Raw genomic sequence first — 13,053 nt, forward strand, 5'->3', positions numbered from 1 at the left:
TCACCAAGACATGGCGATGACCGATCCCCTGGGTGACATGCTCACCCGCATCCGCAACGGCCAGCAGGCGCGCAAGGACTCGATCCTGACGCCGGCGTCCAAGCTGCGCGTGCGCGTCCTCGACGTGCTGCAGCGCGAAGGCTACATCCGCGGCTATTCGGAAGAAGAGCTGTCGGGTCAGAAGGGCCTGCGGATTGAACTGAAGTATTTCGAAGGCCAGCCTGCGATCCAGCATGTGGCGCGTGTTTCGAAGCCCGGCCGCCGGGTCTATTCGGGCGCGACCGACCTGCCGCGGATCCGCAATGGCCTTGGCATGACCATCGTCTCGACGCCCCGTGGCGTTCTGTCCGACGCGGAAGCGCGCGAGCAGAACGTGGGCGGCGAGGTGCTGGCGGAGGTGTTCTAAGATGTCCCGTATCGGCAAAAAGCCGGTTCCGGTGCCCGCAGGGGTGACCGCGAACCTGGAAGGCTCCCAGCTCTCCGTGAAGGGTCCCAAGGGCACGCTATCGATGAGCGTGATGGACGAACTCGTCCGCACGACCGTCGAGGACGGCCAGATCAGCGTCCAGCCGGTTGGCGACAGCCAGCGCGCCCGGGCGGCTTGGGGCATGCAGCGCACCAACGTGCTGAACCTGGTGACGGGCGTCACCGAAGGCTTCACCAAGGTGCTGGAGATCACCGGCGTCGGTTATCGCGCCGCGGCCCAGGGTAAGAACCTGCGCCTGCAGCTCGGCTACAGCCACGACGTGAACTACGCCATTCCCGAGGGCATCGACGTCAAGACTCCCGACCCCAACACGGTCGAGATCAGCGGCATCGACAAGCAGCAGGTTGGTCAGGTCGCCGCCGAGATCCGCCGCTGGCGCAAGCCGGAGCCCTACAAGGGCAAGGGCATCAAGTATCGCGGCGAGTTCATCTTCCGCAAGGAAGGGAAGAAGAAGTAATGGCCAAGCTGTCCCTCTTCGATCGCCGGCGCCGCCGGGTCCGGACCGCGCTCAAGGCGCGTGGCGCCGGCAAGCCGCGACTGTCCGTGCACCGCTCGGGTCGCCACATCTACGCTCAGGTCATCGACGATGCGGCGGGCCGCACCGTTGCTGCTGCCTCGACCCTCGACAAGGACCTGAAGGGCAATGGCGGGGCCAACCGCGATGCGGCGGCGAACGTCGGCCGCACCGTGGCCGAGCGCGCCAAGGCGGCGGGCGTCAGCCAGGTCGTATTCGACCGTGGCGGTTTCCTGTTCCATGGCCGGGTTAAGGCCCTGGCCGACGCCGCCCGTGAGGGCGGTCTGGAGTTCTAATGATGGCAGACGAAGTCGAAACCCAGACCCAGGCGGGCAACCCGGACGCCGGTGCGGCCGCTTCCGCAGCCGATGCCGGTCAGCCGGCGCAGCAGGACGCGCGCGGTCCGCGTGGCGGCCGAGGCGCTCGCGGCGGTGGCCGTGACAATCGCGGCGGCGGCAACCGTGGCCGGCGCGACGACCGTCGTGGTCCGCCGCGCGGCGACGATGACGGCGAAGAGCTGATCGAGAAGCTGGTTCACATCAACCGCGTCTCGAAGACGGTGAAGGGCGGTAAGCGCTTCGGCTTCGCGGCGCTGGTGGTGGTCGGCGACGGCAAGGGCCGCGCGGGCTTCGGCCACGGCAAGGCTCGCGAAGTGCCGGAAGCGATCAGCAAGGCGACCGCGGCGGCCAAGAAGGCCATGATCCGCGTGCCGCTGCGCGACGGCCGTACCCTGCACCATGACGGCAAGGGCCACTTTGGCGCCGGCAAGGTTGCGGTTCGCGCCGCTCCGGCGGGTACCGGTATTATCGCGGGTGGCCCGATGCGCGCCATCTTCGAGAGCCTGGGCGTGGCGGACGTGGTGACCAAATCGGTCGGCACCTCCAACCCGTACAACATGATCCGGGCGACCTTCGAGGCGCTCAAGGAACAGACCAGCCCCCGCTCGGTGGCGCAGCGGCGCGGCAAGAAGGTCGCGGACCTGCTCGGCCGGGGCGGAATGGGCGGCGCCGAGGCGGAAGCGACCGCCGAAGCGATCGCGGAGTAAGCCCACATGGCAACCATCAAGATCACGCAGACCGGTTCGCCGATCCGCCGGGACAAGACCCAGCGCGCAACGCTGGTCGGTCTCGGTCTCAACAAGATGCACCGCACCGTGGAAGTGGACGAGACCCCCGAGGTCCTCGGCCAGATCCGCAAGGTGCAGCATCTGGTTTCGGTCGAACGCTAGGACCTTCTTCGTGCCTCCGCTTCGGCGGGGGCACTTGCGCGACAAAAGCGAAAGCGAGTGCACATCATGACAATCAAGCTTAACGAACTTCGCGACAACGACGGCGCCCGCAAGTCCCGCATGCGGGTCGGCCGCGGCATCGGCTCGGGCAAGGGCAAGACCTCTGGCCGCGGCCAGAAGGGTCAGACCAGCCGCTCGGGTGTCAGCATCTTCGGCTTCGAAGGTGGCCAGATGCCGCTGCACATGCGGCTGCCGAAGCGCGGCTTCAACAACATCTTCGCTCGTGACCACGCCGAGGTGAACCTCGGCGCGATCCAGAAGATGATTGACGCCGGCAAGCTGTCGACCGACGGCACCGTCGACCACGCCGCGCTCAAGGCCGCCGGCCTGGCGCGTGGCGGCAAGGACGGCGTGCGGCTGCTCGGCAAGGGCGAACTGACCGCGAAGGTCGCGTTCCGCGTCGCCGGTGCGTCCAAGGGCGCACGCGAAGCGGTGGAGCGGGCCGGCGGCTCGGTCGAGCTGATCGAGCGCCGTGACTCGGCCGAGCTCGCCAAGGCCAAGAAGGGCACGGCCAAGGCCGCCCGCACGGCCAAGTAAGCCGCCGCGCAAGGCCGCTTCTCAAGCGGCCCGCACGGATTATATGAGGCGGCGGGGGGCGAGAGCCATCCGCCGCCTTGTTTCCTTAAGGACCGTCAATGGCAACCCAAGCCGAACGTCTGGCTTCCAGTATTTCCCTGTCGAACTTCGGCCGGGCGACCGAGCTCAAGAAGCGCATCTGGTTCACCCTGGGTGCCCTGATCGTCTTCCGCCTATTGAGCCACGTGCCGATGCCGGGCATCGACCCGCGCGCGATGGCGCAGCTGTTCAACACGCAGCGCGGCGGCGTGCTTGACTTCTTCAACACCTTTTCGGGCGGCAGCCTGGAGCGGATGAGCATCATCGCGCTCGGCGTCATGCCTTACATCACCGCGTCGATCGTCGTGCAGCTCGCCGCTACGATGTATCCGCCCTGGATGGCTCTCAAGAAGGAGGGCGAGACAGGGCGCAAGCGGCTCAATCAGTATACTCGTTTCCTGACCGTCCTGCTGACGATGGTGCAGGGCTATTTCATCGCAGTCGGCCTGGAAGGGCTCGGCGCTACCCAGGGCATCGCCGCCGTGGTCCAGCCGGGCTGGACCTTCCGGATCGCGGCCACCATCAGCCTGATTGGCGGCACCCTGTTCTTGATGTGGATCGGCGAGCAGATCACCAGCCGCGGTATCGGTAACGGCGTGTCGCTGATCATCATGGCCGGTATTGTGGCCAGCCTACCGCGCGGTTTGGCCCAGATGTTCGAGGGCGGTCGCAGCGGCACGATGGACCCGCTGATCATCGTGCTGGTGATCGGCCTCGCCGTCGGGCTGGTCCTGTTCATTTGCTTCATGGAGCGCGCCCAGCGCCGGGTGCTGATCCAGTATCCCAAGCGCGCGACCGCGCGTGGCATGATGAACCAGGAGCGCAGCCACCTGCCGATCAAGATCAACACGGCGGGCGTCATCCCGCCGATCTTCGCCAGCTCCCTGCTGCTGATGCCGCTGACCGTGATCCAGATGGCCGGCGCCCGCTCGCCTGACGCTGGCGGCAGCGATTTCCTGATTACCCTGTCGACCTACCTGCAGCACGGCAGCCCGCTGTTCATGACCCTTTACGGTCTGGGCATCGTCTTCTTCTGCTTCTTCTACACGGCGGTGCAGTTCAACTCTGAGGAGACGGCCGAGAACCTGAAGCGCAACGGCGGCTTCATCCCGGGCGTGCGTCCGGGCAAGGCGACGGAGGAGTACTTCGATCGCCTGCTCAACCGCATCACGGTGCTTGGCGCGGGTTACCTGGTCCTGATCTGCCTCATTCCGGAGATCATGTTCACTCAGGCGGGCATCCCCTTCTACCTGGGCGGCACCAGCCTGTTGATTGTCGTGAACGTCACCATGGACACGGTGAGCCAGATTCAAAGCCACCTGATCGCGCATCAATATGGCGACCTGATCAAAAAGGCTAAGCTCAAGGGCAATCGGCCGTTCCGCCGCTGATTGCTTGCATTTCGGCAGGCGCGTGAGGACAACGGGGCCGAACAGGTGGGAGCCGAGCGCTTGAATATTATTCTCTTAGGGCCGCCTGGCGCCGGCAAGGGCACGCAGGCGCAACGGCTCGAGCAGCAGCGCGGCATGGTGCAGATGTCGACCGGCGATATGTTGCGCGCGGCGGTCAAGGCCGGCACGCCGGTCGGTCTCAAGGCCAAGGCGGTGATGGAAGCGGGCGAGCTGGTCAGCGACGCGATCGTGTCGGCGCTGATTGGCGAGCGGCTGGACGAAACGGAAGGCAAGGGCGCGATCTTCGACGGCTTCCCTCGCACCGGGCACCAGGCGGCGGCGCTGGAGATCCTCCTCGGCGAGCGCGGCCGGGCGCTCGACCATGTGATCGAGATCGAGGTCGACGAGGACGCGCTGGTGGAGCGGATCACCGGCCGTTTCTCCTGCGCCAATTGCGGCGCGGGCTATCATGACCGCTTCAAGCTGCCCAAGGTGGAAGGCACCTGCGACGTCTGCGGACAGCACGAGTTCAAGCGGCGCCCGGACGACAATGAGGCGACCGTACGCACTCGCATGTCCGAGTACCGGGCCAAAACCGCGCCGATCCTACCTTATTATGAAGAGCGAGGGCTGGTCCGCCGGGTCGATGGCATGGCTTCGGTCGAAAAGGTCGCACGGCAAATCGACGCCATTCTGGACGGCGCGCAGGCGTGAGCGTCAGGTCACCCGCTGCAGGGTGACAAACGCATAGGCAAGCCGATCGCCCTCCGCGGGGTGGTCTTCGCGTCCGACTTCCCGCCATCCTCCGTCCGCCCGTGGGTCGGGCATCAACGTATCTCCGGGCACGTCGGCCAATACCTCCGTCAATTCAATCCGGTCGGCCAGCGGCAGGAACAGCGCGAAGATCTCCGCGCCGCCGATGATGCTGACCGGGCTGCCGGCGGCGACGGCGAGCGCCTCTTGCGGGCTATGCACGACCTCTGCGCCCTGCGCCTGCCAGTCGACGTCGCGGGTGAGGACGATGTGGCGGCGGCCGGGCAGCAGGCCGGGCAGGCTGTCGAAGGTCTTACGGCCCATTACCATGACCGTGCCAGTGGTCAGCGCCTTGAAGCGGCGGAGGTCGGCCGGCAGGTGCCAGGGCAACGTGCCGTCGCGACCTATAACGCCATTGCGGGCGCGGGCGAGGACCAGGGTGATGGCGGAATGGTTCAGCGACATGAGGGATCTGTCGCGGCTCGCGCGGCTGCGGGCAAGCGCCTATGTGCACGGCATGGACGCGGCGATGGCGATGGCGGAAAAGGTGCGGGCGCGGCTGGGCGAGCGGGCGGTGGTCAGTAACCAGGCCGACCTTGCGCCATGGTTGACCGACTGGCGGGGGCGCTGGACAGGCCAGGCGGCCGCGCTGCTGCAACCGGCCTCAACGGAGGAGGTCGCCGAGATCGTCCGGCTGGCGGAAGCGAGCGGGGTGGCGCTGGTGCCTCAGGGCGGGAACACCTCGATGGTTGGCGGGGCCACTCCGGGTGAGGACGGCAGCGCGCTGCTGCTGTCGATGCGGCGGATGAACGGCATCCGGGCGATCGGGCCGGAGCAGGCGGCAATCGAGGCCGGCGTGATCCTGGCCGACCTGCACGACGCGGCGGAGGCGATCGGGCGGCGGTTCCCACTGACGCTCGGCGCACGAGGCAGCGCGACGGTTGGCGGGCTCGCCTCCACCAACGCCGGGGGTACGCAGGTGCTGCGATTCGGGACCATGCGGCAGCTGGTGACGGGCGTAGAGGCGGTGCTGTCCGGTGGGTTGGTCCATGACGGCTTGGCCGGGCTGAAGAAGGACAATCGCGGCTACGCGCTCGACCAATTGCTGGTCGGCGCGGAGGGGACGCTGGGGATCATCACAGCGGTCGCGGTGCGGCTGGTGCCCGCGGTGATCGCGCGCGGCGTAGCATGGGTCGGGTTGGCCGATCCGCAGGCCGGGCTCGACTTGCTGCGCCGGTTGCAGCAGCAGACCGACCGCGTCGAGGGGTTCGAGATCTTGCCGCAAGACAGCCTTGACCGCGTGCTGCGCTACATCCCCGGCACGCGCCCACCGCTCGCCGGCCAGCACGCCTGGCATGCATTGATCGAAGCGACCGCGACGAGTGCCGGGGAGGAGCCGCCGAGCGAGCTGCTCCAGCGGCTGCTCGAGCCCGCGCTGGCCGACGGGCTGGTCGAGGATGCGGCGATCGCCGCCAGCGAGGCGCAAGCGGAGGCGTTCTGGCGCATCCGCCACAGCATCTCGGAGGCAGAGAAGAAGTCTGGTCCGGCGATGCAGCACGACATCTCCGTGCCTGTCGCCACCATGCCGCGCTTCATGGTGGAGGCCGCGCGGGAAGTGGAGGCGCGTTTTCCCGGAACCGACGCGTCCGGCTTTGGTCACCTGGGCGACGGCAACATCCATTTTCATGTGCGGGCGCCGGCCGAAGCCGGGGCTGATTGGATTGCCGGCGAAGGTCCCGCCGCCTCCCGGTTCGTCCACGACCTGGTGACCGCCGCCGGCGGATCGATCTCGGCCGAGCATGGCATCGGGCAGATGAAGCGTGGCGAACTGGAGCGGCTCGGATCGCCTGCCCGCCTCGCGGCCATGCGCGCGATTAAGGCTGCCATGGACCCGCACGGCATCTTCAACCCCGGGAAGCTGATCGCCTGACTGTTGCTCCGCTCCGGAGCGGCTGGCAGGAAGCGACTAGCGGGGGTTCACCATGCGCAAGCTCACGGGCGAGGAATACGAAGCCAACCTGAAGCCGCTGTTGCGCGAACTGAGCGACATGGCGCGGTGGGTTGCGGAGACGGGTCAGCGCGTGCTGGTGATCTTCGAAGGGCGTGACACGGCGGGCAAGGGCGGAGCAATCCAGGCGATCCAGCGTCCGCTCAATCCCCGGCAATGCCGAGTGGTTGCGCTGTCCGCACCCAGCGAGCGCGAGCAGAAGCAATGGTATTTTCAGCGCTTCGTGCCGCACCTGCCCGCCGAGGGAGAGATCGTGCTGTTCGACCGCAGCTGGTACAATCGCGCCGGCGTGGAGCAGGTGATGGGCTACGCCACGGAGGCGCAGGTGGCCAAATTTCTGGCCGAGGTGCCGGCGTTCGAACGCCAACTGGTCGACGATGGAATTCTGCTATTCAAATATTGGCTGTGCTGCGACCAGGCCAAGCAGGAGAAGCGCTTCCGCGAGCGGGCCGAGAACCCGATGAAGCGCTGGAAGCTGTCGCCGGTCGATGTGGAAGCGCGGGGCCGCTACGCCGCTTACACTGCCGCGCGCGAGCGGATGCTGGCGGCGACGCACACGGAGCAGGCGCCGTGGACGCTGGTCGACTTCAACAACCAGGGGCTGGGGCGGCTAACGCTGATCCGCGACTTGCTGGACAAGCTGCCGGACACCAAGCTGCCTGAGCCGGAGATCGATTGGCCGCCGTTGCCGGGCGAGCCGCTGGTCGAGCAATATGGCGTGCTGCGCCCCATTCCGCCGGTCGAGGTTGAGCTGAAACTCGAATGAGGTAAGCTCCGCCGGGCTTGTCGCGAAGGGGGATGCGGGATGCGCGCGGTTCGGCTGCTGGCGATGCTGGTCGTCTACTATGCGGTGCTGGCGCTTGCCGCCTGGCTGGTGCTGACCCGTTTTCCCGAGCTCAAGGACAAGCTGCCGATCGGCAGCGCGCAGCACCTGATCGCGCAGCCGGCCGGAAGCGAGGAGGGCGCGAACGCCTTTAAGCAGGTCAGCCGCGGCAGCTACGACCATGTCGCCACCATTGGCGGCAGCATCGGCTGGATGCTGGCTGCTGTCGCAGCAGCGTTCCTGGCCGCCTGGCCTGTCAGCTGGGTCTATATGCACACCCGTAGCGAGGACGAATATGACCAGTCGCTGATCAGCACGATCCTAATCCTGCCGGTCACCGTGACCTCCATCGTGATCATCGTCCAGAACAGCCTTAGCCTGGCCTTCGCGCTGGGCGGCATCGCGGGCGCCGTGCGCTTCAAGAACAGCCTTAAGAGCTCGGGCGATGCGCTGTATATCCTGCTGTCGGTTGGGATCGGCCTGGCCGCGGGTACCGGCGCGGCGGAGCTGGCCTATGTGATGAGCCTGACCTTCGCCCTGTGCTTCGTCGCGCTGTGGCTGAGCGAATATGGCGAGCGGCAAGGCATGAAGCGCTACATGAGCGACTTCGACCCGCATGATGCGGAGAGCCGGGCGCGAATGGTGGCGCCGTCCACGGAGGTGCCCTGACCTAGCGGACGCAGTTCGAAAGAATCCTGGCGCGAACGGTCGCGTCCGTCGCAATCTGCGCCCAGAACGGGTCAAGGAACGCCCGGGCCTTGCGCAGCGACCCCGGGCTGAGCCCTGGAATGCTGGCCAGCAGGGTCATGATCTCCGTCCGCTTAGTTCGGATCTCGCCAGCCGCCGCGAGGGCCTCTGCATTGTGGAGGCAATAGCCACGGTAGTTGCGGACCCGCACGTTGGGAATCGGTATCTGCGCCGGGGGCTGCGCATAGGGCGCGTCCACCAAGCCTGAGAAATCAAAGTCATACGGCACCGGAACAAAGCCCGGCTGCCCCGGGCGCTGCAGCAGGCGAGCATTGTGGCAGCAGCCTTCGCCCTCGGGGCCGCCGCGCATCGACCAGTCAAGATTGGCGATCAGGTATTCGAACATCGCCATCCGGGCGGCATGGGCCGCGGACAGGCTGCTGCGCGGCACCATGTCTCCCGTGCGCGGCCGCTCCAGCCCGGTGCGTTGCGCAAGGTGGAACGCGTCCTCGATGAAGAAGCCCGGCCGGGTGATCAGCGCCCGGCCGGACGGGTCGGCATAGGTGATGTTCGCCAGCCGCGCGCGGAAGCTCAGCGGGGTGAGCAGGTTATAGATTCGATAGGCGGCATATTCGAGCAGCAGGTGTTGCGCATGCCCGTCCCTCCGCCGACAGTAGGTGACGAGCTTGAGCGTCCGCTGGCCGGCGAACAGCCCGGCTGTCGGGCGCGTCGGGAGGTCCATTCGCAGTGGTGGGAATTGGCAGATCTCCTTGAGGCGCCGGGTGATCCCGCGCGGGCTGAGCTGCACTGGTATCCTTTCACCCGTCACCGCCAGGGTGGCTGCCCAGCGGCTGTCGCCATCGCGATTCGCGGCGAGCGCGCTCATGGGGCCGGTCAGCGTGATCGCCAGTGGCGCGTCGCTGCTGAACAGCGGGGTTGCATTCTGCGCAGACGCCGGGACGGCGGGGACCATCGCCGCAAGGCCGGCGAGCAATCGCAGGAACATCATTGACGCATTCCAGTGCCCGCGGACGGTCGCGGCACCACGTGCGGCACCAGCCGCTCGCCAATGATCTCAAGATAGCTGAGCGGCCCGCCATAATAGCGGCTGATGCCCGTATCGATGCGGATGAGCCGCGCGTCATGGTCGATGACGATGCCCTTGAGCGACGGCGTGTGGCCGATCACCATACGCTTGGTTCCAGTCGCCGCCAGCACCTGCGTCAGTTCGGTGGCGATCCCCGGGCGGGACGGCAGCTTGACGGCGCCGGGCGGCAGCGGTGGTTCGTCGGGGTCCGGCGCGCGCGTGACCAGGCCGCGGTACCACAGCGGCCCGAGCGGATCGTTGATCAGCGCCGCCTCGTCCGTGCTGCGCGCCTTCAGCTCGGCGGCCGCGCGGCGATTAAGTTCGTCGAGCGGAAAACGCGCATACTCCGCGCTCAGCCCGCCATGCACGAACAGGGTGTCGCCCATCTTGGCGACCACGGGATTCGCGGCGATCCACCGGCCGTAAACGCCGTTCACCGGGCTGAAGGCGAGCTGGTGTTCAACCAGCCCCAGCGGCGTCTGGCGGTCCCATTCCTGACGGACTGCACCGCCCGAAAGCTTGCGTGCCGCGGCCCCGATCCGCGTGGCGAAGGCGGCCCGCTGCTGTTCGAACAGCAGGTCGCGCAGTCGCACCGAGCCGCGGGTGGCGAACGCCGCATATTCGCCCGGGTCGACGTAGCGCAGGTCGCCGGTGACGTTCATCGCCTCGTGATTGCCGGTCAGTACCACTACCCGGCCGCCGACCCGCGGTGCTTCGCGCTGGAGGCGCATCAAATGATCGAGGATGCGGCGGCTGCCGGCGCCGCGGTCGACGATGTCGCCGGTCTGGACCAGCACCGTTCGTCCGCCGCTCCACCGTCCGCGGTCGTCGATCAGTCCGGCCGCACGAGCAATCGCCTGCCAGGCGTCAAAGTCGCCGTGGAGGTCGCCGACTGCGACGATCCGTCCCGGTGCTTGGGCCCAGGCAGTGGGCGAGGTCAGCAGTGCCAGGAGCGGCAACAGGCAGCGCAGCAGGCGTCCGAACATGGCGAAGCCCCCTTCGTTGCCGAAGAGGGCCTCGCTTCACTTATCTTGTCAACCCGTGCGCTAATTATCCGCGCTCGCCAGTCGGGGACGCTGGAGTGGACGGTGCCGGCAATGGCGCCGACGCGTCCGGCACTGGAGCGTAGGGCGCGGTGCCGGCTGTCGGCAGCGCTTCGCCGTTCAACGCGGCACGAAGCCGCCCACCGGCATAACGCTGCGCTTCGGCGGCGTCGGCGATCACCGCGTCCGCGCCGAAGAACTCGTGGGTGGTCCCGGCGAACTCGCGCCGCTCGACCTGCACGCCCTGGGCGGAGAGGCGCTGCGCCAGCAGCTCGCCTTCCGAGCGCAGCGGGTCGATCTGCGCCGCAACGATGGTGACGGGTGGCAGGCCCTGGAGGTTGGCCGCCACCAGGTTGATGCGCGGATCCATCAGGTCGGCCGGCGTGCGCGGCACATAGCGGAAAAACCAAGCCATCAGCGCGCGGTTGAGCGTCGGGCCATTGGCCGTATCCTGATAGGAAGGCGTGTTAAGGTCGCTGCCGGCGATCGGATAAACCGACAGGATGTGGCGCGGCAACGGCAGCTGCGCGTCGCGGGCCAGCATGGCGGTGGCGACGGCGAGGTTGCCGCCCGCGCTTTCGCCGGCTAAGGCGATGCGGTTCGGGTCGCCGCCGATCGACGCCGCATTCTGCAGCAGCCAGCGGTAGGAGGCGAGCGCATCGTCATGCTGCGCCGGGAAAGGCGCTTCGGGCGCGCGGCGGTAGTCGACGGAGACGACGATCGCCTGCGCGTTGCGAGCGAGGCCGCGAGCGCCGCCAGCATAAACCTTGCGGTCCGCGATGACCCAGCCGCCGCCATGAAAGTAGAGGATCACTGGTAGCGGGCCGCGCGCGCCGGTCGGGGTGAACACCGTCGCCGGCAGGCTGCCGGCCGCGCCGCGGACCGTGATATCGCGCTCGCTGGTGCCCGGCGGCGGAGTGGTCGGACGGCCCTGCGCGCGCAGCACGGCGTTGACGCCGTCCGCGAAGGTCGGCTGCTGCCGCGCAGCAACCGGATCGAGCGTGTGGTAAGGCCGCAGCTTCAGTTGCTTGGTCAGCGCGTCGACGACGGCCTGGTTGTCGGGATCGGCCGGCGCGCCGCTGGCCGGAATGCCTGGTTGGCCCTGGGGCATCGGCGCCATCGCCATCGGCTGTTGGGCGAGCGCCGCGCCGGCGGTGAGCGCCAGCGCCACTCCGCTTACCACCGTCCCAAGCTTCCACGAAATTTGCATCTTGTTCCTCGATCCTGCGCTGAATGAAAATTGAACAAGAGCCGGAACGATGCCGACACAGGCGGGTTCCGATCAGCGAATTTTCCTGAAAATCAGTGCCCTGAGGAGGTCAGTCGTGATCAACCGTCAACTGCTTGCCCTTGCCGTCACCCTGTCGGCAACGGCGACCGCCGTGCCCGCCGCGGCCACCCTCCCGACCCCGCCGCAGGGCGCCGCGACGCGCGAAGCGCAGGCCTATCTGTTCCATTCGGGCGCAGGCGATGTGTTCGAGATCACCACCAGCATGATGCTGCTGCAGAAGAGCCAGAACCCGCAGGTGCGGGCCTTCGCGACCATGCTGATCAGCGACCACACCATGCTCAGCAACACGGCGCTGGCGACCGCCAAGGGTGCCGGCGTCATGCCGCCGCCGCCGGAGCTCAGCCCCATGCAGAAAGGCATGATCGGGCAGCTGATGAGCGCCTCGCCGGCTACGATCGACCGCGTCTACCTGCAGCAGCAGGTGCCGGCGCACCAGCAGGCGCTGTCGATCAACACGGGCTACAGCCGTTCGGGCGATGTGCCGGCATTGCGGGGTGCCGCGACAGGTGCCGTACCGCGTATCCAGCAGCACCTGACCGAGGCGCAGCAGCTGCTCCGGTCGGTTCGCTAACAAGCTTCGCGCTGGTTAACAGCCTGCGCGAGCGAAACAAAGGGAACGGCTGCATTGCTGCTCCGTTCGGTGGCCTATGACTGGTGCATTGCCCAAAGAGGTTCTCGTGGTCGAGGACGAGCCCCTGGTCCGGATGGTGGCGGCCGACGCCCTGTCCGAATGCGGGATCATGGCATGGGAAGCCGCGGATGCGGACGAGGCGCTGGAGGTGCTGGATCGGCACCCCCGCATCGGCCTGCTGTTCACGGACGTGGACATGCCCGGGGCCAAGGACGGGCTCGAGCTCGCCCATGAGGTCAGCAATGCGCGGCCAGATGTCGAGCTGATCGTCACCTCCGGCGCGGTCAGCGTGGCGGACGAGGCGCTGCCCGACAATGGCACGTTCCTGCCCAAGCCCTATCCGACGCATCGGCTCATCGACCTGGTGGTACGCAAGCTGGACGGACCGAAGGAGTAGCGCACGCGCGGCGGAACGGCGGTTGCGGCCGTCCGTTC

17 protein-coding genes are annotated in these 13,053 nt (G+C 67.5%); 13 read left to right on the forward strand and 4 right to left on the reverse strand.

Annotated features, from left to right (window positions below; genetic code table 11):
* Positions 1-10: 10 nt before the first annotated feature.
* The 8 genes from rpsH (at position 11) to OMW55_RS11475 (ending at position 5,009) form a co-directional block, all read left to right on the forward strand.
* Positions 11-406, forward strand: coding sequence for a 30S ribosomal protein S8 (gene rpsH / locus OMW55_RS11440; protein ID WP_264883257.1), 396 nt, complete (start codon positions 11-13; stop codon positions 404-406).
* A 1-nt stretch (position 407) separates the two neighbouring features.
* Positions 408-944: a 50S ribosomal protein L6 gene (gene rplF / locus OMW55_RS11445; protein ID WP_264883259.1), complete on the forward strand. Its 537-nt coding sequence runs from the start codon at positions 408-410 to the stop codon at positions 942-944.
* Positions 944-1,297: a 50S ribosomal protein L18 gene (rplR, locus tag OMW55_RS11450; protein WP_264883260.1), complete on the forward strand. Its 354-nt coding sequence runs from the start codon at positions 944-946 to the stop codon at positions 1,295-1,297. The genes rplF and rplR overlap by 1 nt, the downstream gene beginning before the upstream one ends.
* Before the next feature lie 2 nt (positions 1,298-1,299).
* Positions 1,300-2,046: a 30S ribosomal protein S5 gene (gene rpsE, locus OMW55_RS11455; protein WP_264883991.1), complete on the forward strand. Its 747-nt coding sequence runs from the start codon at positions 1,300-1,302 to the stop codon at positions 2,044-2,046.
* A gap of 6 nt (positions 2,047-2,052) precedes the next feature.
* Positions 2,053-2,229: a 50S ribosomal protein L30 gene (rpmD, locus tag OMW55_RS11460; protein WP_264883261.1), complete on the forward strand. Its 177-nt coding sequence runs from the start codon at positions 2,053-2,055 to the stop codon at positions 2,227-2,229.
* Positions 2,230-2,301: 72 nt separating this feature from the next.
* A complete protein-coding gene (gene rplO / locus OMW55_RS11465; RefSeq protein ID WP_264883992.1) occupies positions 2,302-2,826 on the forward strand; it encodes a 50S ribosomal protein L15 in 525 nt (174 codons plus the stop codon).
* Between the two features lie 98 nt (positions 2,827-2,924).
* Complete coding sequence (secY, locus tag OMW55_RS11470; protein ID WP_264883262.1) at positions 2,925-4,295, forward strand: preprotein translocase subunit SecY; 1,371 nt, start codon at positions 2,925-2,927, stop codon at positions 4,293-4,295.
* 60 nt (positions 4,296-4,355) lie between these two features.
* Positions 4,356-5,009 (forward strand): adenylate kinase, encoded by a 654-nt coding sequence (locus OMW55_RS11475; RefSeq protein WP_264883263.1) that lies wholly within the window; start codon positions 4,356-4,358, stop codon positions 5,007-5,009.
* A gap of 3 nt (positions 5,010-5,012) precedes the next feature.
* On the opposite strand, the gene OMW55_RS11480 is transcribed toward OMW55_RS11475, so the two are convergent.
* Positions 5,013-5,513 (reverse strand): dihydrofolate reductase, encoded by a 501-nt coding sequence (locus tag OMW55_RS11480; protein WP_264883264.1) that lies wholly within the window; start codon positions 5,511-5,513, stop codon positions 5,013-5,015.
* Positions 5,514-5,565: 52 nt separating this feature from the next.
* On the opposite strand from OMW55_RS11480, the gene OMW55_RS11485 reads away from it, so the two are divergent.
* The 3 genes from OMW55_RS11485 to OMW55_RS11495 are packed head-to-tail and all read left to right on the forward strand — an operon-like array spanning position 5,566 to position 8,548.
* Positions 5,566-6,978, forward strand: a complete 1,413-nt coding sequence (locus OMW55_RS11485) for an FAD-binding oxidoreductase (RefSeq protein WP_407822156.1) — start codon at positions 5,566-5,568, stop codon at positions 6,976-6,978.
* Between the two features lie 52 nt (positions 6,979-7,030).
* Positions 7,031-7,822: a polyphosphate kinase 2 gene (ppk2, locus tag OMW55_RS11490; RefSeq protein ID WP_264883266.1), complete on the forward strand. Its 792-nt coding sequence runs from the start codon at positions 7,031-7,033 to the stop codon at positions 7,820-7,822.
* Between the two features lie 39 nt (positions 7,823-7,861).
* A complete protein-coding gene (locus OMW55_RS11495; protein WP_264883267.1) occupies positions 7,862-8,548 on the forward strand; it encodes a DUF4956 domain-containing protein in 687 nt (228 codons plus the stop codon).
* Position 8,549: 1 nt separating this feature from the next.
* On the opposite strand, the gene OMW55_RS11500 is transcribed toward OMW55_RS11495, so the two are convergent.
* The 3 genes from OMW55_RS11500 to OMW55_RS11510 form a co-directional block, all read right to left on the reverse strand.
* Positions 8,550-9,575: a hypothetical protein gene (locus tag OMW55_RS11500; protein WP_264883269.1), complete on the reverse strand. Its 1,026-nt coding sequence runs from the start codon at positions 9,573-9,575 to the stop codon at positions 8,550-8,552.
* On the reverse strand, positions 9,572-10,639 hold the full coding sequence (locus OMW55_RS11505; RefSeq protein ID WP_264883270.1) for a metallophosphoesterase: 1,068 nt from the start codon (positions 10,637-10,639) through the stop codon (positions 9,572-9,574). Before OMW55_RS11505 ends, OMW55_RS11500 begins: the two co-directional genes overlap by 4 nt.
* A 64-nt stretch (positions 10,640-10,703) precedes the next feature.
* Complete coding sequence (locus OMW55_RS11510; protein WP_264883272.1) at positions 10,704-11,906, reverse strand: alpha/beta hydrolase; 1,203 nt, start codon at positions 11,904-11,906, stop codon at positions 10,704-10,706.
* 115 nt (positions 11,907-12,021) lie between these two features.
* Between OMW55_RS11510 and OMW55_RS11515 the strand changes: the two genes are divergently transcribed.
* Complete coding sequence (locus OMW55_RS11515) at positions 12,022-12,558, forward strand: DUF4142 domain-containing protein (RefSeq protein WP_264883273.1); 537 nt, start codon at positions 12,022-12,024, stop codon at positions 12,556-12,558.
* Between the two features lie 106 nt (positions 12,559-12,664).
* A complete protein-coding gene (locus OMW55_RS11520; protein ID WP_264883275.1) occupies positions 12,665-13,015 on the forward strand; it encodes a response regulator in 351 nt (116 codons plus the stop codon).
* The last annotated feature ends 38 nt before the right edge of the window (positions 13,016-13,053 follow it).

Source organism: Sphingomonas arvum (genome assembly GCF_026013565.1).
GTDB lineage: Bacteria > Pseudomonadota > Alphaproteobacteria > Sphingomonadales > Sphingomonadaceae > Sphingomicrobium > Sphingomicrobium arvum.

Coding starts and splice junctions, on each gene's coding strand:
- rpsH (WP_264883257.1), top strand. CDS start 11: ATGGCGATGACCGATCCCCTGGGTGACATGCTCACCCGCATCCGCAAC.
- rplF (WP_264883259.1), top strand. CDS start 408: ATGTCCCGTATCGGCAAAAAGCCGGTTCCGGTGCCCGCAGGGGTGACC.
- rplR (WP_264883260.1), top strand. CDS start 944: ATGGCCAAGCTGTCCCTCTTCGATCGCCGGCGCCGCCGGGTCCGGACC.
- rpsE (WP_264883991.1), top strand. CDS start 1,300: ATGGCAGACGAAGTCGAAACCCAGACCCAGGCGGGCAACCCGGACGCC.
- rpmD (WP_264883261.1), top strand. CDS start 2,053: ATGGCAACCATCAAGATCACGCAGACCGGTTCGCCGATCCGCCGGGAC.
- secY (WP_264883262.1), top strand. CDS start 2,925: ATGGCAACCCAAGCCGAACGTCTGGCTTCCAGTATTTCCCTGTCGAAC.
- OMW55_RS11480 (WP_264883264.1), bottom strand. CDS start 5,513: ATGTCGCTGAACCATTCCGCCATCACCCTGGTCCTCGCCCGCGCCCGC.
- OMW55_RS11485 (WP_407822156.1), top strand. CDS start 5,566: ATGGACGCGGCGATGGCGATGGCGGAAAAGGTGCGGGCGCGGCTGGGC.
- ppk2 (WP_264883266.1), top strand. CDS start 7,031: ATGCGCAAGCTCACGGGCGAGGAATACGAAGCCAACCTGAAGCCGCTG.
- OMW55_RS11495 (WP_264883267.1), top strand. CDS start 7,862: ATGCGCGCGGTTCGGCTGCTGGCGATGCTGGTCGTCTACTATGCGGTG.
- OMW55_RS11500 (WP_264883269.1), bottom strand. CDS start 9,575: ATGATGTTCCTGCGATTGCTCGCCGGCCTTGCGGCGATGGTCCCCGCC.
- OMW55_RS11505 (WP_264883270.1), bottom strand. CDS start 10,639: ATGTTCGGACGCCTGCTGCGCTGCCTGTTGCCGCTCCTGGCACTGCTG.
- OMW55_RS11510 (WP_264883272.1), bottom strand. CDS start 11,906: ATGCAAATTTCGTGGAAGCTTGGGACGGTGGTAAGCGGAGTGGCGCTG.